Raw genomic sequence first — 21,974 nt, 5'->3', positions numbered from 1 at the left:
GGCGATCGGCGCACCGCCTTCGGCGTGCCCGGGTGCGTTGCGGGACTGGAGGACCGGGCGACGGCGCCGCTCCCGGCCCGGCGCTCAGCTCCTCGGCGCGGACTCGCGCTCGATGATCTGGAAGTCCGCCAGCTCGGTGCGCGGCGGCTGCTTCGTCCCGGTCTCGGCGATGCGCTCGAGCAGCGTCCCGAGCGCGGTGCGCGCCAGCCATTCCCGTCCGGGGTCCACTGTGGTGAGCGAGGGGATGGAGTAGGCAGCCTCGTCGAGGTCGTCGAAGCCGATCACCGCCACGTCCTCGGGGACGCGGCGCCCGGCCTCCTGGAGCACGCGCATCGCGCCCAGCGCCATCGTGTCGTTGAAGCCGAAGACCGCGTCGAACGGCACGTCGCGATCGAGCAGCTCGTGCATCGCGCGGGCGCCGTCGGCGCGGTGCCACAGGGTCGCCCGGACCACGAGCGACGCGTCGTACTCGACCCCGTGCGCGGCCAGGGCCTCGCGGTAGCCGCGCAGGCGGAGGCGGGCAGAGCCCATGACCTCGCCCTCGTACTCGCCGATGACGGCGATGCGGCGGCGGCCCGAGGCCAGCAGGTACTCGGTGGCGGCGCGGGCGGCCTCGGTGTTGCGCATGGTGACGTGGTCGCACGGCCAGTCGAAGGTGCGCTCGCCGAGGAGGACCAGCGGGAATGGCACGTCGAGCGCCTCGGCGTCCTCCTGGCCCATGCCGAGGGGGCTGAGGATGAGGCCGTCGGTCATGCTCAGGCGGGGGCTGCGCAGCAGCGCGAGCTCGCGGTCGCGGTCGCCGCCGGTCTGCTCGACCACGACGGTGAGCCCGTGCTCCTCGGCGGCGGCGATGACCATCCCGGCGAGCTCGGCGAAGTAGCTCAGGTTGAGCTCGGGGACGGCGAGGGCGACGGTGTCGGTGCGGCCCGAGCGCAGGCTGCGGGCGTTCAGGTTCGGCTTGTAGCCGAGTTCGGCGATCGCCCGCTCGACCTTCTCCCTGGTCGCGGGGCGGACGTGCGGGTAGTCGTTGATGACGTTCGAGACGGTCTTGAATGAGACGCCCGCCAGTTTCGCGACATCGCGCAAGGTCGCCGCCATCGCACCTCCTCGTTTCCCGCGAATTCTACAACGATGCAAACCGGTTTTGCCGGACCGCTCCCACTGGTAGTGCCGTCGATGGGGCGGACCCGGCGACATCCTATCCGCACATTTCGATCAAACGATACGTCGGCGTCCGCCGACGGTTCGGGGCCGCATGGCGGCGTGATGCGAAGGCGCGCCGTTACGCCTCGGGGCGTTCGACTTTGAGGACCCGGTAGCCGTTGGCGCTCGCGTGCTTGTCGACTTCCCAGCCCTGCTCGGCGAGCCAGCGCGCGAGCGAGTCGGCGCCGAGGTGCTTGGAGACGACGAGCCAGGCGACGCCGCCGTCCTTCAGGCGCGGCAGCCAGGTCAGGAGGAGTTCGTGCAGGACCTCTTTCCCGACCTTGATCGGCGGGTTGGACCAGATCTCGTCGAATCGGACCTCGGCCGGGACGTCCTCGGGGGCGGCGACGTGGACCGTGCCCGAGGCCTTCTCGGTGTTGCGGCGGGTCAGGTCGAGGGCGCGGCGGTTGACGTCGACGGCCCAGATCTCGGCGTCGTCGCGTTGGGCGAGCACGGCGCTGATCGGCCCGTAGCCGCAGCCGAGGTCGAGGAAGGTCCCGGCCGTCTCGGGCGGCACGACCTTGTTGAGCAGCACGCTCGTGCCGGGGTCGAGGCGGTTGCCGGAGAAGACCCCCGTGGAGGTGGTCAGCTCGTAGTCGACGCCGTCGAGCGCGAACTCGACGGTGCGCTCGCGGTCGTCGACGGCGGGCTGCTCGCTGAAGTAGTGCTCTGGCTGGTCGGCTGGGCCTTTGGACATGCCCCCCATTGTCGCGCGCCGGGCCCGGGCCGATCGCCGGGATCGGCCGGTTAGAGACCTGCGCCGTGTCCCGCGCTCCGGTGGAATGTCACGCACCACCCCGGAGTGCCTCTCGCGAGCCCCGGTGTAGTGCGTGACATTCCACCGGGCGGTCCCCGACCCGCCCGTCCCCGGGTCCCGATCCGATCGCCGAGTGCACTGCGTGACATGTGATATGTCACGTGGCACGCCTTGTCACCCAAGGAGATGAACGCCGCTCAACACCGTCCATCTCCCGGGGGAACGTTTCCCGGTTTCGCAGGTTTCCAGGTCTAAGCTGCCTCCATGGCACATGGCCCGTCACCGTTCGGAGTTCCCCAGGAGACGCAGGCGCACCGGCCTCCGGACGATCCAGGATTCGACTGGGCGGAGTACGACGAGCGCTCGCAGATGCGCGCGCCGACAGCGCGGCTCAGCCCCGAAGACCGCACCCCGACCGTGCGGCTCGGCGCGGGCGGACGCCCGCTGCCGCCCGCGCGGCGCTCGCCCGAGGAGGAGATGGAGGCGCACCTGGACCAGATCCAGGCCTCGCGCCCCCTGCGCCGCGCCGCCCAGCGCGCCCGGCGCCGCACCAGGTGGTGGCTGGTCGCGCTCGCGGTCGTCAGCGCCGTCGCCGTCGCCGGGGCCTGCGCGGCCGGGGCGTTCATCGTGCTCCGCGAAGGCGAACCCGACCCGTCCGCGCCGAGCGCGGAGCCCCAGGCCGACCAGCCGTCCGCAGTGGACGAGACGGCGGGCGCGCCCGAGGTCGTCGACCCGATCGCCGCCCGCGAGACCGACACCGAGCCGATCTCGGTCGAAGAGCTGTTCGGCGCCAATGCGATCAGCCCGGCGGGCGGCGCGGGGGCGTACGAGGTCCTCGAGACCGAGGAGCTCGCGAACTGCGCCGACGCCGGGCTCGACGAGCTCGCCGAGCTGCTCGCCGACGCCGACTGCACCCAGACCGTGCGCGCCACCCTCATCAACCCCGACGGCGAGTACGCCGCGACCGCAGGGGTGCTCAACCTCGCCGACGCGGCCGAGGCGGAGTCGCTGCGCGCGGCCATCGAAGCGGGCCTCGAAGGCGGCTTCGCGGCCCTGCGCACCGACGGCGAGGCCGAGGAGCTCGGCCGGGCCGCGACCATGGTCGGCTACAACACCTATGGGCACTACCTGATGTACGTGGTCATCGGCCGCACCGACGGCGAGCCCATCGAGGAGGCCTCGGAGCCGGTGCGCGCCATCGTGAGCGACCTCGTCGACGTCTGGTTCATCGACCAGCTCAACCCGAGGCGCGACGTCCAGTAGCGATCGCCGGGGCCCGAACGTGAACGGAGGGTCCCGGCAAATCGGACGCCCGGGGACCTCGAGCTCATGCGCGGTTCCGGTGTGCACCAATGACACTCGTCGAATTTTCGACCGGCCTGCCCCGACCAGTCAGTGTCGGGAATGTGAACAATCTACTGTGACTATTGCCACGGCCTATCATCCCATGATTTGATCAATCGAGGCTTGCGTCCCGTCCCCGGCAGGCCCACTCCCCGACCGGCCCGCCGGTCGCCCGTCACCGTGCTCAACCGCCTCACCTCAGGAGCCGAACCATGTCTTCCTGGACCCTCCCCGCCCGCCGCACGCTCGCCGCGCTCGTCGCGGCCGCGCTGGCAGTCCTCTCGATCGTCGTCCTCGACGCCGAGCCCGCCGAAGCCGTCCGGCCGCCGGGCATCCCGTCCACCGCGACCGCGCAGGCCGAGCTGAACGCCCTCACCGTCGCCGCCGAGTCCCACGGCTCGACCTACGACCGCGACCTCTTCCCGCACTGGAAGTCCGTGAGCGGCACCGGAAGCTGCACCGCCCGCCAGTACGTCCTCAAACGCGACGGCCAGAACGTCGTGACCAGCGACGGCTGCCAGCCGACCTCCGGCAACTGGCAGTCCGACTTCGACAACACCTGGACGACCACGGTCTCCAACGCCTCCATCGACCACGTCGTGGCCCTCTCCGAAGCCTGGGCCTCCGGCGCCTGGGCCTGGACCACCGCCCAGCGCCAGGCCTTCGCCAACGACATCAACTCCCCGCAGCTGTGGATCGCGACCGTCTCCTCGAACGCCGCGAAGAGCGACTGCGACCCCGCCGAGTGGATGCCCGTCAACACCACCGGCCTGCGCTGCGACTACGTCAAGGCCTGGACGCACGTCAAGTACCTGTACAACCTGTCCGTCGACTCCGCCGAGAAGGCCGCGATCCAGTCGCACCTGACGACCTACTGCGGCTCCTCCGGCGGCACCCCGACCGGCTGCACCGGTTCGAAGGCCACCGCCGCCGCGATCCCCGAGGGCTCGCCCCTGAACTCGACGATCGCCCTGTCCTGCACCGGGACCGCGTCCTCGACGAGCTCGGTCACCGTGAACATCACCCACCCGTACAGCGGCGACATCACCATCGCGCTCATCGCACCCGACGGCACCAGCCGCACCCTCAAGGCGGCCGGCGGGTCCGGCGCGAACATCGCCGCGACGTACAGCGTCAACCTGTCCACCGAGGCCCGCTCGGGCACGTGGACGCTGCGCGTCACCGACACCTACTCCGGCGGGTCGAGCGGCACGCTGAACAGCTGGTCGCTCAGCATCTGACGCACCGAGGAGGGCCGGGCACGCTGTGCCCGGCCCTCCTTTCATCCACCGCAGTGTGAAGTCAGTTCCCGAGCTGGCCGCTCCAGTGCGAGGCGCGGCGGCGGACCGCTCCGCCATCGCCACCTTCGACGCCGCCGCGCGCCTCCCCGTTCCATTCGGGCGACTGGGTCAGGTAGAACAGGTAGCCGAGCGCGGGCGCGACGATCACGGCCGCGATCCCCACGGCCACAAGCAGACCCTGCAGCGTCGCCCGCGCGCCCGCGCCGTCGGCGATGCTCACCTGGTCGACGAGCACCCACGGGTACTGGCCGATCCCCCACCCGGCCATGACCGCCGCGACCGCGATCACCGCGGTCAAGCGCGCCGGGCTGAAGCGCCTGCGCCACAGCAGGACGAGCGTCGCGATGCCGCCGAGCGCCGAGAGCGCCATGACGGGCGCGGCGCGGCCGGTCAGGCCGTCCCAGAACGTCGGCGCGTCGTGCTCGATCGGGATGAGCCCCGCGAACACCACGACCCCGGTCGCCGCACCGACCACAAGGGACCTGACGCGGAGCCGCGCCGCCAGCGCCGTCTCGCCGCGCCGCGCGGCGTCAGCGGTCAGGAAGGTCGCGGCGAGGAACGCGCACGTGCCGACCGAGATGCACCCGGTGAACAGCGCGGTCGGGTTGATCCACGACGACCACGGGTCGCCGTTGCCGCCCGCCGGGACGCGGCCCGAGGCGAGCGCGCCGACGATGGTGCCGAGGAAGAACGGCGCGAGCACGGAGCTGGTGGCGAAGACGATCCCGAACAGCTTGGCCTGCCAGAGCGTCTCGCTGTACTTGCGGAACGCGAAGCTGGCGCCGCGCAGGACGATGCCGACGAGCGCGAGCACGAACGGCACGTACAGCGTGGTCATCGTGGCGGCGAAGGACTCGGGGAACCCGGTCCACCACATGACGAGCACGTAGATGAGCCAGACGTGGTTGGCCTCCCACACAGGGCCGATGCTGTGGTCGATGAGCGTCCGCAGTGGAGCGCCGCGCCGTGCGCCGCCCGCGGTGAGGTCGTGGAAGCCGGACCCGAAGTCGGCTCCGCCGAGGACGGCGTAGGCGACGACCCCGGCGAACAGGGCGGCGGCGACGGCGAATTCGAGGGTCATCATTTCGCGGTCTCCTTCTCGGCGGCGCCGTCGGCCTCGCCCGTGCCGGCCCGCTCGCCGGTCGCGTCCTGCTCCCCTGCGCCGTCCTTCTCGTCGGCGCAGTCGCGGACTTCCAGGGGCCCGTCGGCGGCCAGGAGCTTGGGCCCGTAGGGGCTCGGCAGGTCGCCCGCGCCTTCGCGCCAGCGCCGGGCCATTGAGCGGATGATGGCGATCGCGGCGATCGTCATGCCGCCGTAGAGGACCACCGATCCGCCGTAGAACCACCAGAGTCCGGCCGAGTGGTCGGCGGCGGCGTCGGTGGTGCGCATGACGCCGTAGACGATCCAGGGCTGGCGTCCGACCTCGGTGGCGATCCAGCCCGCTTCCATCGCGGTCATGGCGAGGAGTCCGGTGACGGCCATGAACCGCAGGAACCACTTGTTGTCGAGCAGGTCCCTGCCCCGCCAGCGCAGGAACCAGTAGAGGGCGACGGCCGCCAGGAGCAGCAGGCCGATGCCGACCATGGCCTGGAACGAGTAGTGGGTGAAGTTGACGGGTGGTTCGTCCTCCTCGGCGACCTGGTCGAGGCCGGGGACGGGTTCGGTGAACGAGTTGAGCGAGGCGACCGAGGAGAGGTAGGGGATCTCGATGGCCCACTTGACTTCGCCGTCGATGTAGAAGCCGCCGATGGTCAGCGGGGTCGCGCCGTCGGCGGTCTCGTCGGCGTATTCGAACGCGGCGAGTTTCGCGGGTTGGCGTTCGGCGAGGTCGTGGCCGAGGAAGTGCCCGGCGAGGGGCTGCGCGAGGGCCGCGATGGTGGCGAACGCGAAGGGGACCATGAAGCCGAGGCGGTGGTGGCGGTCGCGGCGGCCTTTGAGCATGCCGACGGCGTAGACGGCGGCGATGGTGAATCCGGCGACCATGTACGCGGCGAGCCACATGTGGGCGAAGGCGAGGAAGGCGTGCTGGTTGAACAGGACCGCCCACGGTTCGATGTTCGTGACTTCGCCGTTGACGATGTCGAAGCCGACCGGGGCGTTCATCCAGGCGTTGACGGCGAGGACGCAGTACGTGCCGATGACGCCGGTGATCGCCATGGGCAGCACCATGAGCAGGTGCAGCTTGGGCGGCATCTTGCCCCAGCCGTACAGGTAGATGCCGAGGAAGATCGCTTCGAGGAAGAACGCGAGGCCTTCGAAGGCGAAGGGGAGTCCGAGCACGTCGCCGAAGGTGCCCATGAGGCCGGGCCACAGGAGGCCCATCTCGAAGCTGAGGACGGTGCCGGAGACCGCGCCGATCGCGAAGAGCACGGCGGAGACCTTGCCCCAGCGCTTGGCGAGGTTGAGCGCGACCGGGTCGTTCTTTCGGATGCCGCGCAGGTGCATCACGAAGATGATGGCGGGGAAGGAGACCCCGAAGCAGGCGAGGATGATGTGCCATCCGAGCGACAGCGCCATCTGCTGGCGTGCGGGCATGAGCCCGGCGGGGTCTGCGGCGGCGACCACATCGGACGCCTGGGCGAGGAGCTGGGTTGCATCCATGCCTTGAAGCTACGGGCTCGGTATCCCGAAATCACGCTCTTGTGAATGCATTCACAAGCCCTCGGAACGTGAGATCGAACGTGTTCAAAAACTTCTTCACCAGCGAATACGCGCCCGGACCTCGATAACCGGCCGGTCGGCTAGGACGCTGGAGCGGCAGCGCTCAATTTCGTGGTCGGGCCCGGCGGCGGCCGTCGCGAGGGCGTCGAGCATAGCTCGCGAAGCCGCCCGGGCCCGCGGACGCGGGCGGCTTCACGACCGCGCCGCGGACCGGCTCGGGCGCGACGGCGATCAACCCCCGACCGCCCTTGCCCAAGCCGGACGCGACAGCGAACAGCTCCACCCGAGTCGGGCACGACGGCGATCAGCTCCAACCGCCCTCGCCCCCGCACCGGATGTGACAGCGACCAGAACCGGCCGCGCTACGCGCCCAGCTCGCTCGCGGTCGCGATCAGCTCCGCGAGCTCGTCCACGTCCGGGTCGTCGCTCGACTCGGCGAGCGCCCTCGCCGCAGGGAGGAGCGACTCGCAGTCGAAACCGGCGCTGCCGCGCAGGATCTCGGCGAAAGCCGCCGCGACCAGGTCGACGCTCAAGTGCTCGCCGGGGTCCTCGCTCAGCCCAGCGACCGGCATGACCGCCTCGGCAGAACCGGTGTGCTCGCCGTCCGGGTCCTGCCAGCGCACACCCACGGTCGCCACGTCCCCGGCGTCGCCGGTCAGGGTCAGCGCGTACAGCGCGGTGACGCTGTGCCCGGGCCCGACTTCGCCGCCGTCGACGCTGTCGTCCTCGAACTCGTCGTCGTCGAGCGCGCGGTTCTCGAAGCCGATGAGCCGGTACTCGGCGACCGTCGCGTCGTCGAAGGTCACCTGGATCTTCGCGTCGCGCGCGGTCACGCCGAGCGTCGAGGTCAGCCGCTCGGAGAAGACGCGCTCGGCCTCGGACTCCGTCGCGAAGTAGACCGCCCAGCCGTCGCCGTTGTCGGCCAGCTGCTCCAGCAGCTCCTGGTTGTACGAGTCGCCGACGCCCACGGTGAGCAGCGTGATGCCCTCGGCGATGCCGTCACCCAGCTCCTCGAGCATCGCGTCGTGCTCGGTGATGCCGACGTTCGCCTCGCCGTCGGAGAGGAGGATGACCCGGTTGTCCTTCTCCGGGTCGAACACCTCCCCCGCGAGCTCGTAGCCGTCCTCCAGGCCGGCCTGCATGTTCGTGGAGCCGCGCGCGTACAGCTCGCCGATACGCGACCGCAGCTCGTCCCCGTCGCCGACGTCGGTCATGCCGAGCAGCACTTCGGAATCGGACTCGTAGGTGACGATCGCGACCGAGTCGGTCGGCCGCAGCTGGCTCACCAGGAGTTCGAGCGAGTCGCGGACGAGGGCGATCCGGTCGCCCTCCATCGAGCCGGAGACGTCGATGACGAACGTCAGATTCACGTCGGCGCGCTCGGACTCCGGTTCGCTGCGGGTCTGGAGGCCCACGCGCATCACGTGGGTGGCGTCGCCCGCGTCGTACCAGTCCGGCAGCTCGGCGCCGTCGACGCTGACGGCGAAGCCGTTCCCCTCGGGCTCGTTGTAGCCCTGGTCGAAGTAGTTGACGAACTCCTCGGGCCGGATCTGGTCGGCGGGCGGCAGCGAGCCGTCGTGGAGCGAGCGGCGCGCGTAGTCGTACGAGGCGGTGTCCACGTCGACCGAGAACGTCGACTGTGGATCGTCACCGGGTGAGACCGGGGCGTTGGCGTCGTAGGTCGCATCGGCTTCGGGGGCCACGTCTTCAGCCATGTCCTGCGCGGCACCGGATTCGGTGCCGCCGGGTCCGGAGCAGGCGGCAAGGGCGAGCAAGAGGAGGGCAGCCGGAATACCGGCCACGTGGTGGCGTCTCATGGAGGGGTTCCCTTCTCGATCGGGACGGGGTGCTACCTCCATGAGACCGCCGATTCCGCGGTTCGGTTCCCCTCGTTGCCGAACCGTGACGACGCGGTGAGCAAACAGGACCCGGCCGTGACCGGACCGTCACCGCGTAACGATTCGACCACTACCGGTCGCAGTGGCAGCGGGGAGCGCGGGCGACCGTGTTCAGAGCGTCCGCACCCGCCGGGTCAGGTCGACGCGGGCCTGCCAGTCCTTCGGGTCCTCGGAGTAGGAGACCTCCATGAGGGTGAGGCCGTGGGGGCCGACGACGTGGACGTCGTTGGCGCGCTGGCCGTTCTGGAGCAGCGACGCGAGCCAGTCCTCGTCGCGGCGGCCGTCGCCGACCGCGAGGGCCGCGCCGACGAGACTGCGGACCATCGAGTGGCAGAACGCGTCCGCGCGGACCGTGGCGACCGCGACGCCGTCCTCGTCCCGGGCCCAGTCGTACTGCTGGAGCTCCCGGATCGTCGTCGCGCCCTCGCGCTGTTTGCAGAAGCCCACGAAGTCGTGCTCGCCGATGAGGCGCTGGCACGCCGCGTGCATCCGCTCCACGTCGACCGGCCGCTGCCACGCGAGGGTGTCCAAGCGCCGCAACGGGTTCACACCCCACGTCGCGTCCGCGACCCGGTACCGGTACCGGCGCCACTGCGCCGCGAAGCGGGCATTGAAGGAAGGGTCGACGGCCGCGACCGAAGTCGCCCGCACGTCGGCGGGCAGGATGCCGCGCAGCCGCCACAGCAGCCGCTCCCCCAGGGCCTCCCACTTCGCCGTGGGCACGTCGACGTGCACGACCTGGCCGGTCGCATGCACGCCCGCGTCGGTCCGCCCCGCCACCGTGAAGTCGGCGATCTCGCCGAACAGCAGCTCCAGCGCCCGGATGACCTCCGAGGCCACCGTCCTGAGCCCCGGCTGCAGCGCCCACCCCGAGAACTCGGCCCCGTCGTAGGCGACGCCGAGTCGCAAGCGGGTCCTGTCCACAACCTCGTCCACAGCGTTCCTCCCGGATAAAGCAAACCGCGCGCAGAGCCTGAGCCCTGCGCGCGGTAAGACAGCCTAGCTAGTCGACCAGCTCGATGATCGCCATCGGAGCGTTGTCGCCCTTGCGGTTCCCGGCCTTGATGATCCGGGTGTAACCGCCCTCGCGGTTGGCGAAGCGGGGCGCGACCTGCTCGAACAGGTCGTGCGTCGCGTCCTTGTTGCGCAGCTTGGCCAGCGCCAGACGGCGGTGGTGCAGCGTGCCCTTCTTGCCGTACGTGATGAGACGCTCGGCGTAGGGGCGCAGACGGCGGGCCTTGGTCACCGTGGTGGTGATGCTGCCGTGCTCGAACAGGGAGGCCGCGAGGCCCGAGAGCATGAGCTTCTCGTGAGCCGGGGAACCGCCCAGGCGCGGGCCCTTTGTAGGTTTGGGCATTGTCTTGCTCCTCTTGGTTTGACGCGGCCGGCCGTCTTACGGAACCGACCGCCACTGGTCGGAAGGGCTTAGAGCTCTTCGGTTTCGCGAAGGTCCTCTTCGTCTTCCTCGTACTCGTCGTTGTCGGCGACCGGCGACCCGCCGTAGGCCACAGCGGCCTCGCTCGGGTCGAAGGTGCCGGGCGAGTCCTTCAGGCTCAGGCCCATGCCCGCGAGCTTCATCTTGACCTCGTCGATCGACTTCTGCCCGAAATTCCTTATGTCGAGCAGGTCGGCCTCGGTGCGGTTGATGAGTTCGCCAACGGTGTTGACGCCCTCGCGCTTGAGGCAGTTGTAGGACCGGACGGTCATGTCCAGGTCCTCGATCGGCAGGGCCAGGTCCGCGGCGAGCTGCTGGTCGGCCGGGCTGGGCCCGACGTCGATGCCCTCGGCCTCGGTGTCGAGCTCGCGGTACAGGCCGAACAGCTCCACCAGGGTGGAACCGGCCGACGCGAGCGCGGTGCGCGGCGTCGTGGACGGCTTGGACTCGACGTCGACGGTGAGCTTGTCGAAGTCGGTGCGCTGCTCGACGCGCGTGGCGTCGACGGAGTAGGCCACCTTGAGCACGGGCGAGTAGATCGAGTCGACCGGGATGCGGCCGATCTCGTTGGTCTCGCCCTTGTTGGCCGGGGACGAGACGTAGCCCCGGCCGCGCTCCACCACGAACTCCATGTCGATGCGGCCCTTGGAGTTCAGGGTCGCGAGCTTGAGCTCGGGGTTGTGGACCTGCACGCCGGCGGGCGGCTGGATGTCCCCGGCGAGGACCTCGCCCGGGCCTTCCTTGCGCAGGTACATGGTGGCCGGCTCGTCGTTCTCCGAGGAGACGCAGATCTGCTTGACGTTCAGCACCAGTTCGACGACGTCTTCTTTCACGCCGGGAATGGTGGAGAACTCGTGCAGGACGCCGTCGATCTTGATCGACGTGACCGCCGCGCCCGGGATGGACGACAGCAGCGTGCGCCGCAGCGAGTTGCCGAGCGTGTAGCCGAAACCGGGCTCCAGGGGTTCGATGGTGAACTTGGAGCGGGTCGGGCTGATCTGCTGCTCGGTGAGCGTGGGCCGCTGAGTGATAAGCACTTTGCGTTGTTTCCTTTGTTCGGGGCGCCCGCTATTTGACGCCTAAACTCATGGATTTTCTGTCGCGCTGCTGCGAATTAGACGCGGCGGCGCTTCGGCGGACGGCAGCCGTTGTGGGGCTGCGGGGTCACGTCGTTGATCGAGCCGACCTCGAGGCCGACGGCCTGGAGGGAGCGGATCGCGGTCTCGCGGCCCGAGCCCGGGCCCTTGACGTAGACGTCGACCTTGCGCATGCCGTTGTCCATCGCACGGCGGGCGGCGGCCTCGGCGGCCATCTGCGCGGCGTACGGGGTCGACTTGCGCGAGCCCTTGAAACCGACCTGGCCCGAGGAGGCCCAGGAGATCACAGCACCGGTCGGGTCGGTGATCGACACGATGGTGTTGTTGAAGGTGCTCTTGATGTGGGCGTGCCCGTGGGGCACGTTCTTCTTCTTGGCGCGCGGGTTCTTGGAACCGCCGCGAGTCTTCGGTGGCATCAGCTGGTCTCCTAACGTGCCTTCTTCTTGCCCGCGACGGTCTTCTTCGGACCCTTGCGAGTACGGGCGTTGGTCTTGGTCCGCTGACCGTGGACCGGAAGGCCGTAGCGGTGACGGAGACCCTGGTAGCAGTTGATCTCGATCTTGCGGCGGATGTCGGCCTGCACCTCGCGGCGCAGGTCGCCTTCGACCTGGTAGTGCTCTTCGATGTGGTCGCGGAGCTGCACCAGTTCTTCGTCGGTGAGGTCCTTGACCCGCTTGTCGCGGTCGAGGCCGGTCGCCGCGATCGTCTCAAGCGAACGCGTACGGCCGATGCCGAAAATGTAGGTGAGTGCGATCTCCAGGCGCTTGTCGCGCGGGAGGTCGACTCCAACCAGGCGTGCCATGCAGGCGTACTCCTAGTGTTGTCGGAGGTCTGACCACTGCCTTCCCGCTGGGTTCTGAGTCCCTGCCCTGATGGGCGATGCGAGCCCCGGCCTCCGAGCCGAGGGTTGTGCTTGCGCACTGGCGGCGGTTTCCCCTATTGGGGCCTTTCATTGCTGGCGTTGTGCTGCTTAGCCCTGACGCTGCTTGTGACGCGGGTCGGACGAGCAGATAACCATCACTCGTCCGTGCCTGCGGATCACGCGGCAGTTCTTGCAGATCACTTTGACGCTCGGCTTGACTTTCACGAGTCCTACTTACGTGTAGTCGTCAGGTCAGCGGTAGCGGTAGACAATCCGCCCGCGCGACAGGTCGTACGGCGAGAGCTCAACCACGACCCGGTCCTCGGGGAGGATTCGGATGTAGTTCTGGCGCATCTTGCCACTGATGTGGGCGAGTACCTTGTGGCCGTTGGTGAGTTCCACCCGGAACATAGCGTTCGGGAGGGACTCGACGACCTTGCCCTCAATCTCGATGGCACCGTCTTTTTTCGGCATGTCCTCCGCTACCGTGACAACTCGGTCTGAAAACCCCGCGCCCTTGCCGGGCGGGGAGCTACTGGCACGCCGACCCGAGGTCGGGTCGGCATTGGAATGGTGCGGCGCTTCACCGAAAGCGTCCGGGCGCACGGCGACACCTGGAGCGCATGGCTACCCACCTGGGGACGCACTGCACCACTGAGCGAGTCTACTCGCGTCCCAATACCGTCTACCAGGGGGTTGACCGTGACGGAGGGCACTTGGACGAAAGCGGAGCGCCGCCCGGATTCCCGGTCGCCCGGGAGCCGGGCGGCGCTCACTGCACGACTGAACCTCAGTCGAGCAAAGCTCGCATGCTTACTTCGAGTAGTACTCGACGATGAGCTGCTCGTCGCAGATCACGGGGATCTGCTTGCGCTCGGGCACCGACAGGAAGCGGGCGATCAGGCCTTCGAGGTGAGACTCGATGTAGGCCGGAGTCGTCTCGCCCGCCCAGGCGCCGGCGGCGGCCAGCTGGAACGGCGTGGTCTCGCGCGAACGCTTGCGGACCTGGACGAAGTCCCCGGCCTTCAGGCGGTAGGACGCGATGTCGACCTTGCGGCCGTTCACGGTGAAGTGGCCGTGGTTGACGAACTGACGCGCCTGGTAGATGGTGCGCGCGAACCCGGCGCGGAGCACGAAGGCGTCCAGGCGGGACTCGAGCAGGCCGACCAGGACCTCACCGGTCTTGCCGGGCTTGCGCACGGCTTCGGCGTAGAGGTTGCGCAGCTGACGCTCAGAGACGTTGTACTGCGCGCGCAGACGCTGCTTCTCGACGAGCTGGTTCTTGTAGTCCGATTCCTTCTTGCGGCCGCGGCCGTGCTGCCCCGGAGGGTAGGGACGGCGCTCCATGTACTTGGCGGCCTTCGGCGTCAGAGCGATGCCGAGGGATCGGGAAAGCTTGACTTTCGCCTTAGCTTGCAATGATCTCTCCAGTAATTCATGCGTTGCCTCGAACGACATACGAGGCATAATGCGTCACTGACCTGCAGAAACGCGTGAGTGTAGCGCGCTCAGGGTGCACCCGGAAGAAGCCCGGGGCCTGGCGCGCACACGGTGATGCGGTCGCGTTCCCGCGCCCGAGGGCATGGAAACGCTCGTGACCAGGTTACGCGGCCTCCTTGCCGCCGCCCACCCGGGCTGCGGCGAGAGTGACCAGGCGCTCTACGAGCTCGCCGTAGGAGATGCCGTACGCGGCGAACGCCTGAGGGACGCCGCTCATCGGCGTCATGCCCGGCATGGTGTTCACCTCGTTGAGATAGACGACACCGTCCTCGCCGAGGAAGCAGTCGACGCGCGCGAGGTCGCGGCAGTCCAGGAGCCGGAAGACCTTCCGCGCGAGGGCCTGGGCCTGCTCGGCGACGCCTTCGGGGTAGTCCGGGTGCAGGTTGAACGGCTCGGGGTTGTCGAGGTACTTCGCGTCGAAGTCGAACCAGCCGTCCTCGCCCTGGGCGAGCACCTCGAGCGGGAACGTGATCTCCAGGTCGCCGTCGAGGGTCTCGACCACGCCCATCTCGATCTCGCGGGCGTTGACGAACCCGGCCTCGAAGACGACCTTGTCGTCGACCTCGCGGGCCTTCGCCACGGCCGCGGCGAGTTCGGCGCCCGAGTTGACCTTGGAGATGCCCAGGCTCGAGCCGGCGCGCGCGGGCTTGACGAAGATCGGCAGGCCGAGCCTGCCGATGACCGCTTCGGCGTCGAGCTCCTCGCCCGCCTTGAGGACGTCGAACTTGCCCTGCGGGACGCCTTCGGCGGCAAGGAGGCGCTTGGAGAACTCCTTGTCCATGCACAGCGCGCTGGAGAGGACGCCCGATCCGACGTACGGGGTCCCGGCCATCTCGAACAGGCCCTGGATCGTGCCGTCCTCGCCGTAGGGGCCGTGGAGGACCGGGAAGAGGACGTCGGCGACGGGCTGCGCGCCGGGGCCGAGGTCGATCGCGACGGCCTTGCCGGCCTCGGCGGTGACCTCGGGGAGGGCCTCAGGGGACTCGATCGCGAACGCGACGTCGGGCGAGAGCTCGACCCATTCGCCGCCGCGGGTGATGCCGATCGTGGTCACGTCGAAACCCCGGTCGCGCAGCGCTTTGGCCACACCGGAGCCGGAGGCGCAGGAGACCGGTTGCTCCACGCTGCGTCCGCCGAAGAAGACGGCGACGGTCGGTTTAGTCATTTGTCGGACCTCAAACTGTCGGTTTCGGGTTTGGTCTCGCGTCCCATGAGTTCGGCGACCGCGGCTCTGGGGTCGAGTCCCTCGTGGCAGACCCGTTCCACGGCATCGCAGATCGGCATCTCCACGCCCACCTTGCGGGCGAGGTCGGTGATGGAACGGCAGCTCTTGACGCCCTCGGCGGTCTGCTTGGTGACGCGCGCGGCCTCTTCGAGGGTCGCGCCCAGCCCCAGCTGCTCGCCGAAGGTGTGGTTGCGCGACAGGGGGGACGAGCAGGTGGCGACGAGGTCGCCGAGCCCGGCGAGCCCGGCGAACGTGGTCGGGTCGGCGCCCAGGCGGGCGCCGAGCCGGGTGGTCTCGGCCAGGCCGCGCGTGATGATCGTGGCCTTCGTGTTGTCGCCCATGCCCATCCCGGCGGCCATGCCGTAGGCGAGCGCGATGACGTTCTTGACCGCGCCGCCCAGCTCGCAGCCGACCACGTCGGTGTTCGTGTACGGGCGGAAGTAGGAGGTCGTGACGGCCTTCTGCACGTCCACGGCGCGGCCGTGGTCGATGCACGCCACCACGGAGGCCGTGGGCTGCTCCTCTGCGATCTCGCGCGCGAGGTTCGGGCCCGACAGGACCGCGATGCGCGACTGGTGCGCGCCGGTGACCTCGGCGATGACCTCGGTCATGCGCTCGGTCGTGCCGAGCTCGATGCCCTTCATGAGGCTCAGCAGGGTCGCGACCGGCTCGAGGTGCTCGGCCCACGCGGCGAGGTTGCCGCGCAGGGTCTGGCTCGGGACGGACAGGACGACGAGATCGGCGCCGTGCAGCGCCTCGGCCGGGTCGTTCGTCGCGCTCACCAGGCCCGGCAGCTCGATGTCCGGGAAGTAGTCGGGGTTGCGGCGGGTCGTGTTGATCGCGTCGGCGACCTCGGCCCGCCTGGCCCACACGGTGACCGGCGTCCCCGCGTCGGCGAGGATCTTGGCGAACACGGTCCCCCAGGAACCGGCCCCCATGACGGCTGCTCTCACTCGGTACCACCACTTTCTTCGGATCGGTGCTGCCGGGGATCGAACAGAGGGGGTGCTTCCTGGCCGCGGACCTCGGCGAGGCCCGCGCGCAGCGCCTCCATGATGCGGTCGGTGACCGCGGCGAGGTCGTCGCGGGTGACCTCCTTGCCGCGCCAAGGGGAGAGGTCGACCGGAGGGAGGGCCTTGACGGTGACGGGCTTGCGGCCGAGCTTGAACTTGGGGTCGCGCTTGCGGTCGTGGATGCCGAGGGCGCCCCACTGCACGATCGGGATCACGGGCGCGCCGGACTCCAGGGCGAGGCGGGCGACGCCGGTCTTGCCCTTCATGGGCCAGCGGTCCGGCTCCTTCGTCACGGTGCCTTCGGGGGCCATGATGACCACGTGCCCCTGGGCGAGCTGCTCTTCGAGGATCCGGAGCGAGTCGGCGGCCTCGGCGCTGCCGCGCTTGACCGGGATCTGCCCGGCGCGCTTGAGGATCGGGCCGACGACGGGGACCCGGACGATCGACTCCTTGAGCAGGAACCGGGGGTGGCGTCCGGCGTTGTAGACGTAGTGGACCACCAGGATCGGGTCGATGTCCGAGTAGTGGTTCCACACCAGGATCGCGGGGCCCTTGAGCGGGACGTGCTCCATGCCCGACCACGAGCGCTTGCTGAGTCCGAGGATCGCGCCCTTGACGATGTTGGCGTAGACGCGGACGTCGAGGGTGATCGGGTCGCCGCCGCGGCGGCGGAAGGTGTACTGCGCCTCGGGCTTCGGCTCGGTCACCTGCTGGCTCGCTTTCTCGGGGAGGGGCTCCGGCCTGTGGGCTCGGCCTGTGCCGTCGTGTACGGGATCGTCAGTGCATTGCACTCTAACGCCCGCGCCGGGCCCTTCAGGCGACGGTAAGCAAAGGGTGGGGTTTGACTCCTCGCCGCGGGGTACACCGCTACGTCGCGTGAACCCCCAGGTACGCGGCGCGCGGCACGGGTTGCGCGGCACGGGATCGGCGGTACCCGGGGGTTGCGCCCGACCCGCTATGATGTCATCATAGAGTCACAATGACATCTACCTTGCCGACCGGACGTGTCGGCTCGAATCCCGACTCGACTCGGAGTGAGTGACATGAACTGGCGTCTCTTCGGCTGGCTCGCGGCCCTGTTCGGCGGCGCGGTCCTCGCCGTGATCATCGTGGTGAACGTGATCCAATTCGTGCTCGGCGCGATCGGCGGCATCCTCGCCTTCGTCTTCAACTTCGCCCTCTTCATCGCCATCGTCGGCGGCGTCGTCTGGCTGGGCCTCAAGGCCAAGAAGGCCCTCGGCGGCCGCAACAACCCCCAGATCCGGAAGTAGCCCGGCCGGAAACGGTCGCAGGTCCCCCTGGGCCGCACCTGGATTTCGGGCCTTCCATGGTCCAAGCTGAGACCATGCAGGGCACCGTCTCGATCTTCAACGAGGACGCCTCAGGCGAGGCCGTCCTCGACAACGGCCGCCGCGTCGCCTTCGACGCGGCGGCCTTCAATGTCTCCGGCCTGCGGTTCCTCCGCCCCGGCCAGCGCGTCGACCTCGACGCCGACGCCGACGGGAACGTCGTGGCCGTCCGCATCCCGACGATGCGCTCCTAGACGTGCCGCGCCGGGCGTACCCCGCGCGAGTGGCAGACTTCCCGCGATTGGGTGAGTCCCAGTACCTTAGAGGCGTGAGTGTGGAACAGGACACTGTCGGGAACGGGGCGCCGCAGAGGCAGATCGCCGCCGCTGGCGGCCTGTTGTGGCGCAACGGCGAGCGCGGCCTCGTCGAGGTGATCGCCGTGTGGCGGCCGCAGGTCGGGAACTGGTCGCTGCCGAAGGGCAAGCTCGACCCCGGCGAGCACCCGCTCACGGCGGCGTGCCGCGAGGTCGAGGAGGAGACCGGGATCCCGGTCATCCCGCAGATGAAGCTGTGCCGCGCCTCGTATGTGCTGCCGAACCCGGCCGGGGACGTGCTGAAGTACGTGGACTACTGGTCGATGCGCACCGAGAAGCCGGATGCGGCGTTCACCGCCGACGAGGAGATCGGCGAGCGGCGGTGGATCACGCTCGCGGAGGCGCGGGTCGCGCTGACGCGGCCGCGGGACCAGCAGGTGCTGCAGGCGTTCGGGGCTTTGCCCGCGGTGACGGCGACGGTGATCCTGGTGGCTCCGGCGGAGGTCGAGCAGGACTGGGACGGGCCGGACGTGACGCGGCCGTTGAGCGCGCGGGGGCAGGACCAGGCGGTGCGGGTGGCGGCGCTGGCGTCGCTGTACCAGCCGGACCGGGCGTTCAGCGCGACGGGCCGGGCGAGCGTGCAGACGGTGGAGCCGATCGCGCAGGCGGTGCGGTGCAGGCTGAGCGGCGACACGGCGTTCGACACCGAAGCGCACGAACGCAATCCCGAGCGCTCCAGCGCGCGGATCCGGGAGCTCGCGGGCGGGGGCGGGACGGCGATCGTCTGCGCGGAGCCGGAAGTGGTGAGCGACACGGTGGCGATCCTGGCGGACGAGGACGGGGTGGAGACCCCCGACGTGTCGACGCGGCCCGGGGAGGCGTGGGTGCTGTCCCTGTCGGGCCAGAAGCTCGTGGGCGTGGAGCGGCTGTAGGGACGCGTTCCGCGGGCAGGGAGCGAGCCGCTGAGGGCCGTGTTTCGGGCCCCCGGTGACAACCCTGGCATAGGGGTACGACATTTCGGCGCCGGAGGTCCCGGACCTCGGACGGTGCGGCCGGTGTCGGACCCCTGTGGGACAGTGATCGCATTTCCTCGGTAGGTCGGAGGCGGATGCGGGTGGGAAGGGGCGTGCCCTATGCCCGCGGCCGCGTCTTTCCCGGCCCTCGGGCGGGCCGTCGCCCCTCCTCCCCGGTTCGCGGTACCGTTGGCCGCCTCATTGCACCGTGCGCCCCGCAGCCCCTCTGCGAGGCGCACTGACTAGGAGGAACGCTTTGGCCAGCGCACCCACCGCCCTGCAGAACTGGGCCGGGAACATCCGCTTCTCCCCCAGCCGTTTCGAGGCGCCCGCGACGCTCGACGAGGCGCGGGCGGTCGTGGCCGCCGCGCCGCGGCTGCGCGTGCTCGGTTCGGGGCACTCGTTCAACACGATCGCGGCCTCTGACGCGACGATGATGTCCCTCGCGGGCATCGAGCCCGAGGTGAGCGTCGACGCCGTCAAGGGCACGGTGCGCGCGTCGGGCTGGATCACGTACGCGGCGTTGAGTGATGCGGTGCACCGCGCCGGTTTCGCGCTGCACAACATGGCGTCGCTGCCGCACATCTCGGTGGCCGGCTCGATCGCGACGGGCACGCACGGCTCGGGCGACCGCAACGGGAACCTCGCGACTGCCGTGGCAGCGCTCGAGTTCATCGGCCCTGACGGGGAGCTTCGCACTGTCGCGCGCGGCGACGCGGACTTCCCCGGTTCAGTGGTCCACCTGGGCGCGTTGGGCGTCGTGCACGCGGTGACGCTGGACCTGCTGCCGGGCTTCGAGATGCGGCAGTACGTGTACGACGGGCTGGCGTTCGACAAGGCGCTGGCGAACTTCGACGAGCTGACCGCTTCGGCGTACTCGACGAGCCTGTTCACCGCGTGGGGCGCGGAGCCGGTGTTCCAGTACTGGGTCAAGCAGCGCACCGCCGACCAGACCCACCCGTTCCCGCAGGCGAACTGGTTCGGGGCGCCGCTGGCGGACGGGAAGCGGCACCCGGTGCCGGGCGTGGACCCGGAGGCGTGCACGGTGCAGCAGGGCCAGACGGGCCCGTGGCACGAGCGGCTGCCGCACTTCAAGCCCGAGTTCACGCCGAGCGCGGGCGACGAGCTGCAGTCGGAGTTCCTGGTGGACCGGGCGGACGCTCCGGCGGCGCTGGAGGCGCTCGCGGGGCTGTCGGACAAGCTCGGTTCGGTGGTGCAGATCTGCGAGGTGCGCACCATGAAGGCGGACGACCTGTGGCTGTCGCCCGCATTCGGTCGCGACACTGTGGGCCTGCATTTCACTTGGGTGAGCGATTACGAGGCGGTCGCGCCGGTGATGTCGGCGGCGGAGGCGGCTTTGGAACCGTTCTCACCGCGGCCGCATTGGGGCAAATTGTTTTCGATACCAATGAGTGAAGTCGCCTCGCGTTATCCGCGAATGGGCGACTTCGAGAAACTCCGCGCCCGTGTCGATCCAGAGGGGAAGTTCGGCAATGACTTCTCCGACGCACTCGCGGGCCGTGCCGCGCGCTAGTGCGCAGTGCCGCCTGAGGCGGCGTTCCCGGTAAAGCAGCGAGGGCATTCAGGTGGCTCCTGAATGCCCTCTTCCCCGTGCGAGTCGGGTGCCTCACCGTGCCCCGAACCGGTTCGGGGCACGACATCAGCGTCCGCGCTTCGTGGTCTTCTTCGCCGCGGTCTTCTTCGCGGCGGGCTTCGCCGCGGTCTTGCGCACGGCCTTCTTCGCGGTGGAGGCCTTCTTGGCCACCGTCTTCTTCGCCGCGGTCTTCTTGGCCCCCACGCGGCTCGTGGCGGTCGAGCGGGTGGCCGTGGAGGCGGCCCGCGTGGTCTTCTTCGCGGCCGTCTTCTTGGCCGTGGTCTTCTTGGCGGCGGCCTTCTTGGCCGGGGCCGTCTTCTTCGCGGTGGCCGACTTGGCGGCCTTGCGCTTGCCCGTCACGAGCTCCTTGAACCCGGTGCCCGGGCGGAACGCGGGGACGACGGTCTTCTTGACCTTCACCGCTTCCCCGGTGCGCGGGTTGCGCGCCATGCGAGCGGCGCGCTGGCGCTTCTCGAAGACGCCGAAACCGGCGAAGGAGACTTTCTCCCCTTTCACCACCGCGCGCTGTATCTCGTCGATCGCGACATCCACGACTTCTTTCGCGGCGGCCCGGTCGCCAGTGCGAGCGGCGATCCGTTCGACGAACTCTGCCTTGTTCACGAGTCCTACCCTCCCGATAGTCCTTGAAGCCATACCAGCTTGTTAAGCGCACGTTATGACGTTTCGAAAGCGAACGCAACTGTTTCCGCGAAAATAGACCCGTTGTGTCGCAGGGAATTTTTATTCAGGTGCCCGAAATCGACGCTCGCAACCCCGTTGGGAGGGACCCGAACACGCCTGGAGCCGGTGGCGACGCCACCGGCTCCGTACGTAAGGGCTAACTGGATCGGGCTCCGGACACTAGACCTGAGCGGGGAGAGTCCTAGGCCGCCAAGCGTCCCGGTTCGACTCGAAGCCCGCGATCTTGTCCTCGTCGCGGAGCGTCAGGGCCACGTCGTCGAGCCCCTCCATCATGCGCCAGCGCAGGAACTCGTCGAACTCGAAGCTCCAGGTCTGGTCGCCCGCACGGACTTCGCACTCGACGAGGTCGACGGTGACCTCCGACTCCGGGTGCGTCTCGGCGCGCAGCCACAGCTCCTCGACGGCCGCCTCGGGCAGCTCCACAGTCAACAGACCGTTCTTGAGGGAGTTGCCGCGGAAGATGTCTCCGAAGCGCGGGGCGATGACCGCCTTGAACCCGTAGTCCTTCAGGGCCCAGACGGCGTGCTCGCGCGAGGAGCCGGTGCCGAACTCGGTGCCGGTGACCAGGATCGTCGAGTTCGTGTACTCCGGCTGGTTGAGGAGGAACTTCTCGTCCTCGCGCCACTCGGCGAACAGGCCGTCCTCGAAGCCGGTCTTGGTGACCCGCTTGAGGTACACGGCCGGGATGATCTGGTCGGTGTCGACGTTGGAGCGCCGCAGGGGCGCGACGTGACCGGTGTGGGTCGTGAACTTGTCCATGATTCCC

Annotated in this window: 23 protein-coding genes and 1 pseudogene; 6 read left to right on the top strand and 18 right to left on the bottom strand. The window is 69.4% G+C overall.

The window, feature by feature from the left end:
- Nucleotides 1–84 precede the first annotated feature (84 nt).
- Together ACGGCP_RS07790 and ACGGCP_RS07785 are read right to left on the bottom strand one after the other, a co-directional pair.
- Entirely contained in the window at nt 85–1,098 is a 1,014-nt protein-coding gene (locus ACGGCP_RS07790; protein WP_392962625.1) for a LacI family DNA-binding transcriptional regulator, read from the bottom strand.
- 184 nt (nt 1,099–1,282) lie between these two features.
- Nucleotides 1,283–1,900: a class I SAM-dependent methyltransferase gene (locus ACGGCP_RS07785; protein WP_392962622.1), complete on the bottom strand. Its 618-nt coding sequence runs from the start codon at nt 1,898–1,900 to the stop codon at nt 1,283–1,285.
- 324 nt (nt 1,901–2,224) lie between these two features.
- Here ACGGCP_RS07785 and ACGGCP_RS07780 point away from each other — a divergent pair, with 324 nt between their 5' ends.
- Together ACGGCP_RS07780 and ACGGCP_RS07775 are read left to right on the top strand one after the other, a co-directional pair.
- Nucleotides 2,225–3,223 carry a hypothetical protein gene (locus ACGGCP_RS07780; protein ID WP_392962619.1) on the top strand — a complete coding sequence of 333 codons (999 nt, stop codon included), beginning with the start codon at nt 2,225–2,227 and terminating at the stop codon, nt 3,221–3,223.
- A gap of 293 nt (nt 3,224–3,516) precedes the next feature.
- Nucleotides 3,517–4,545: a proprotein convertase P-domain-containing protein gene (locus ACGGCP_RS07775; RefSeq protein WP_392962617.1), complete on the top strand. Its 1,029-nt coding sequence runs from the start codon at nt 3,517–3,519 to the stop codon at nt 4,543–4,545.
- 61 nt (nt 4,546–4,606) lie between these two features.
- Here the strand turns inward: ACGGCP_RS07775 and ACGGCP_RS07770 are convergent, their stop codons facing one another.
- The 14 genes and pseudogenes from ACGGCP_RS07770 to ACGGCP_RS07705 all read right to left on the bottom strand — a co-directional run bounded on the left by ACGGCP_RS07770 (nt 4,607) and on the right by ACGGCP_RS07705 (nt 17,003).
- A complete protein-coding gene (locus ACGGCP_RS07770; RefSeq protein ID WP_392962614.1) occupies nt 4,607–5,689 on the bottom strand; it encodes a cytochrome d ubiquinol oxidase subunit II in 1,083 nt (360 codons plus the stop codon).
- Entirely contained in the window at nt 5,686–7,206 is a 1,521-nt protein-coding gene (locus tag ACGGCP_RS07765; RefSeq protein WP_392962612.1) for a cytochrome ubiquinol oxidase subunit I, read from the bottom strand. The genes ACGGCP_RS07770 and ACGGCP_RS07765 overlap by 4 nt, the downstream gene beginning before the upstream one ends.
- A gap of 422 nt (nt 7,207–7,628) precedes the next feature.
- Nucleotides 7,629–9,083: a von Willebrand factor type A domain-containing protein gene (locus ACGGCP_RS07760; protein WP_392962610.1), complete on the bottom strand. Its 1,455-nt coding sequence runs from the start codon at nt 9,081–9,083 to the stop codon at nt 7,629–7,631.
- Nucleotides 9,084–9,275: 192 nt separating this feature from the next.
- Nucleotides 9,276–10,100 carry a tRNA pseudouridine(38-40) synthase TruA gene (gene truA / locus ACGGCP_RS07755; protein WP_392962607.1) on the bottom strand — a complete coding sequence of 275 codons (825 nt, stop codon included), beginning with the start codon at nt 10,098–10,100 and terminating at the stop codon, nt 9,276–9,278.
- Nucleotides 10,101–10,173: 73 nt separating this feature from the next.
- Nucleotides 10,174–10,521, bottom strand: a pseudogene (gene rplQ, locus ACGGCP_RS07750) (50S ribosomal protein L17); the annotation flags it as partial.
- Between the two features lie 68 nt (nt 10,522–10,589).
- Entirely contained in the window at nt 10,590–11,636 is a 1,047-nt protein-coding gene (locus ACGGCP_RS07745) for a DNA-directed RNA polymerase subunit alpha (RefSeq protein ID WP_392962605.1), read from the bottom strand.
- Between the two features lie 77 nt (nt 11,637–11,713).
- Nucleotides 11,714–12,112, bottom strand: coding sequence for a 30S ribosomal protein S11 (gene rpsK, locus ACGGCP_RS07740; protein ID WP_091053358.1), 399 nt, complete (start codon nt 12,110–12,112; stop codon nt 11,714–11,716).
- 11 nt (nt 12,113–12,123) lie between these two features.
- Nucleotides 12,124–12,498, bottom strand: a complete 375-nt coding sequence (rpsM, locus tag ACGGCP_RS07735) for a 30S ribosomal protein S13 (protein ID WP_208495378.1) — start codon at nt 12,496–12,498, stop codon at nt 12,124–12,126.
- A gap of 168 nt (nt 12,499–12,666) precedes the next feature.
- A complete protein-coding gene (gene rpmJ / locus ACGGCP_RS07730) occupies nt 12,667–12,783 on the bottom strand; it encodes a 50S ribosomal protein L36 (protein WP_081913453.1) in 117 nt (38 codons plus the stop codon).
- Nucleotides 12,784–12,810: 27 nt separating this feature from the next.
- Nucleotides 12,811–13,032 (bottom strand): translation initiation factor IF-1, encoded by a 222-nt coding sequence (gene infA / locus ACGGCP_RS07725; RefSeq protein ID WP_026929479.1) that lies wholly within the window; start codon nt 13,030–13,032, stop codon nt 12,811–12,813.
- Nucleotides 13,033–13,371: 339 nt separating this feature from the next.
- Complete coding sequence (gene rpsD, locus ACGGCP_RS07720) at nt 13,372–13,977, bottom strand: 30S ribosomal protein S4 (RefSeq protein ID WP_392962602.1); 606 nt, start codon at nt 13,975–13,977, stop codon at nt 13,372–13,374.
- 184 nt (nt 13,978–14,161) lie between these two features.
- Entirely contained in the window at nt 14,162–15,223 is a 1,062-nt protein-coding gene (locus tag ACGGCP_RS07715; protein ID WP_392962599.1) for a D-alanine--D-alanine ligase family protein, read from the bottom strand.
- A complete protein-coding gene (locus ACGGCP_RS07710; RefSeq protein ID WP_392963569.1) occupies nt 15,220–16,221 on the bottom strand; it encodes an NAD(P)H-dependent glycerol-3-phosphate dehydrogenase in 1,002 nt (333 codons plus the stop codon). Before ACGGCP_RS07710 ends, ACGGCP_RS07715 begins: the two co-directional genes overlap by 4 nt.
- Before the next feature lie 11 nt (nt 16,222–16,232).
- Nucleotides 16,233–17,003 (bottom strand): lysophospholipid acyltransferase family protein, encoded by a 771-nt coding sequence (locus ACGGCP_RS07705; RefSeq protein ID WP_392962596.1) that lies wholly within the window; start codon nt 17,001–17,003, stop codon nt 16,233–16,235.
- A 336-nt stretch (nt 17,004–17,339) separates the two neighbouring features.
- Here ACGGCP_RS07705 and ACGGCP_RS07700 point away from each other — a divergent pair, with 336 nt between their 5' ends.
- The 4 genes from ACGGCP_RS07700 (at nt 17,340) to ACGGCP_RS07685 (ending at nt 20,446) form a co-directional block, all read left to right on the top strand.
- The gene (locus ACGGCP_RS07700) at nt 17,340–17,567 is read left to right on the top strand and encodes a hypothetical protein (RefSeq protein WP_392962593.1); all 228 of its coding nucleotides are present in this window, start codon (nt 17,340–17,342) and stop codon (nt 17,565–17,567) included.
- A 56-nt stretch (nt 17,568–17,623) separates the two neighbouring features.
- Nucleotides 17,624–17,839 carry a hypothetical protein gene (locus ACGGCP_RS07695; RefSeq protein WP_392962591.1) on the top strand — a complete coding sequence of 72 codons (216 nt, stop codon included), beginning with the start codon at nt 17,624–17,626 and terminating at the stop codon, nt 17,837–17,839.
- A gap of 74 nt (nt 17,840–17,913) precedes the next feature.
- Entirely contained in the window at nt 17,914–18,831 is a 918-nt protein-coding gene (locus ACGGCP_RS07690; protein ID WP_392962588.1) for an NUDIX domain-containing protein, read from the top strand.
- A 337-nt stretch (nt 18,832–19,168) separates the two neighbouring features.
- The gene (locus tag ACGGCP_RS07685) at nt 19,169–20,446 is read left to right on the top strand and encodes a D-arabinono-1,4-lactone oxidase (RefSeq protein ID WP_392962587.1); all 1,278 of its coding nucleotides are present in this window, start codon (nt 19,169–19,171) and stop codon (nt 20,444–20,446) included.
- Nucleotides 20,447–20,572: 126 nt separating this feature from the next.
- Here the strand turns inward: ACGGCP_RS07685 and ACGGCP_RS07680 are convergent, their stop codons facing one another.
- Both ACGGCP_RS07680 and leuD read right to left on the bottom strand, forming a co-directional pair.
- A complete protein-coding gene (locus ACGGCP_RS07680; RefSeq protein ID WP_392962585.1) occupies nt 20,573–21,127 on the bottom strand; it encodes an HU family DNA-binding protein in 555 nt (184 codons plus the stop codon).
- Nucleotides 21,128–21,367: 240 nt separating this feature from the next.
- A complete protein-coding gene (gene leuD, locus ACGGCP_RS07675) occupies nt 21,368–21,967 on the bottom strand; it encodes a 3-isopropylmalate dehydratase small subunit (RefSeq protein ID WP_392962582.1) in 600 nt (199 codons plus the stop codon).
- Between the last annotated feature and the right edge of the window lie 7 nt (nt 21,968–21,974).

The organism is Glycomyces sp. NPDC048151, from assembly GCF_043202775.1.
In the GTDB taxonomy this organism is placed as follows: Bacteria; Actinomycetota; Actinomycetes; order Mycobacteriales; family Micromonosporaceae; genus Glycomyces.
The sequence above is the reverse complement of the archived record's forward strand: the minus strand, read 5'-3'. Positions and strand labels throughout refer to the sequence as shown.

Excerpts from the sequence above, each read along its gene's own strand:
- ACGGCP_RS07790 (WP_392962625.1), bottom strand. The coding sequence starts at position 1,098 with ATGGCGGCGACCTTGCGCGATGTCGCGAAACTGGCGGGCGTCTCATTC.
- ACGGCP_RS07785 (WP_392962622.1), bottom strand. The coding sequence starts at position 1,900 with ATGTCCAAAGGCCCAGCCGACCAGCCAGAGCACTACTTCAGCGAGCAG.
- ACGGCP_RS07780 (WP_392962619.1), top strand. The coding sequence starts at position 2,225 with ATGGCACATGGCCCGTCACCGTTCGGAGTTCCCCAGGAGACGCAGGCG.
- ACGGCP_RS07775 (WP_392962617.1), top strand. The coding sequence starts at position 3,517 with ATGTCTTCCTGGACCCTCCCCGCCCGCCGCACGCTCGCCGCGCTCGTC.
- ACGGCP_RS07770 (WP_392962614.1), bottom strand. The coding sequence starts at position 5,689 with ATGATGACCCTCGAATTCGCCGTCGCCGCCGCCCTGTTCGCCGGGGTC.
- ACGGCP_RS07765 (WP_392962612.1), bottom strand. The coding sequence starts at position 7,206 with ATGGATGCAACCCAGCTCCTCGCCCAGGCGTCCGATGTGGTCGCCGCC.
- ACGGCP_RS07760 (WP_392962610.1), bottom strand. The coding sequence starts at position 9,083 with ATGAGACGCCACCACGTGGCCGGTATTCCGGCTGCCCTCCTCTTGCTC.
- rpsK (WP_091053358.1), bottom strand. The coding sequence starts at position 12,112 with ATGCCACCGAAGACTCGCGGCGGTTCCAAGAACCCGCGCGCCAAGAAG.
- rpsM (WP_208495378.1), bottom strand. The coding sequence starts at position 12,498 with ATGGCACGCCTGGTTGGAGTCGACCTCCCGCGCGACAAGCGCCTGGAG.
- infA (WP_026929479.1), bottom strand. The coding sequence starts at position 13,032 with ATGCCGAAAAAAGACGGTGCCATCGAGATTGAGGGCAAGGTCGTCGAG.
- ACGGCP_RS07715 (WP_392962599.1), bottom strand. The coding sequence starts at position 15,223 with ATGACTAAACCGACCGTCGCCGTCTTCTTCGGCGGACGCAGCGTGGAG.
- ACGGCP_RS07710 (WP_392963569.1), bottom strand. The coding sequence starts at position 16,221 with ATGGGGGCCGGTTCCTGGGGGACCGTGTTCGCCAAGATCCTCGCCGAC.
- ACGGCP_RS07700 (WP_392962593.1), top strand. The coding sequence starts at position 17,340 with ATGAACTGGCGTCTCTTCGGCTGGCTCGCGGCCCTGTTCGGCGGCGCG.
- ACGGCP_RS07695 (WP_392962591.1), top strand. The coding sequence starts at position 17,624 with ATGGTCCAAGCTGAGACCATGCAGGGCACCGTCTCGATCTTCAACGAG.
- leuD (WP_392962582.1), bottom strand. The coding sequence starts at position 21,967 with ATGGACAAGTTCACGACCCACACCGGTCACGTCGCGCCCCTGCGGCGC.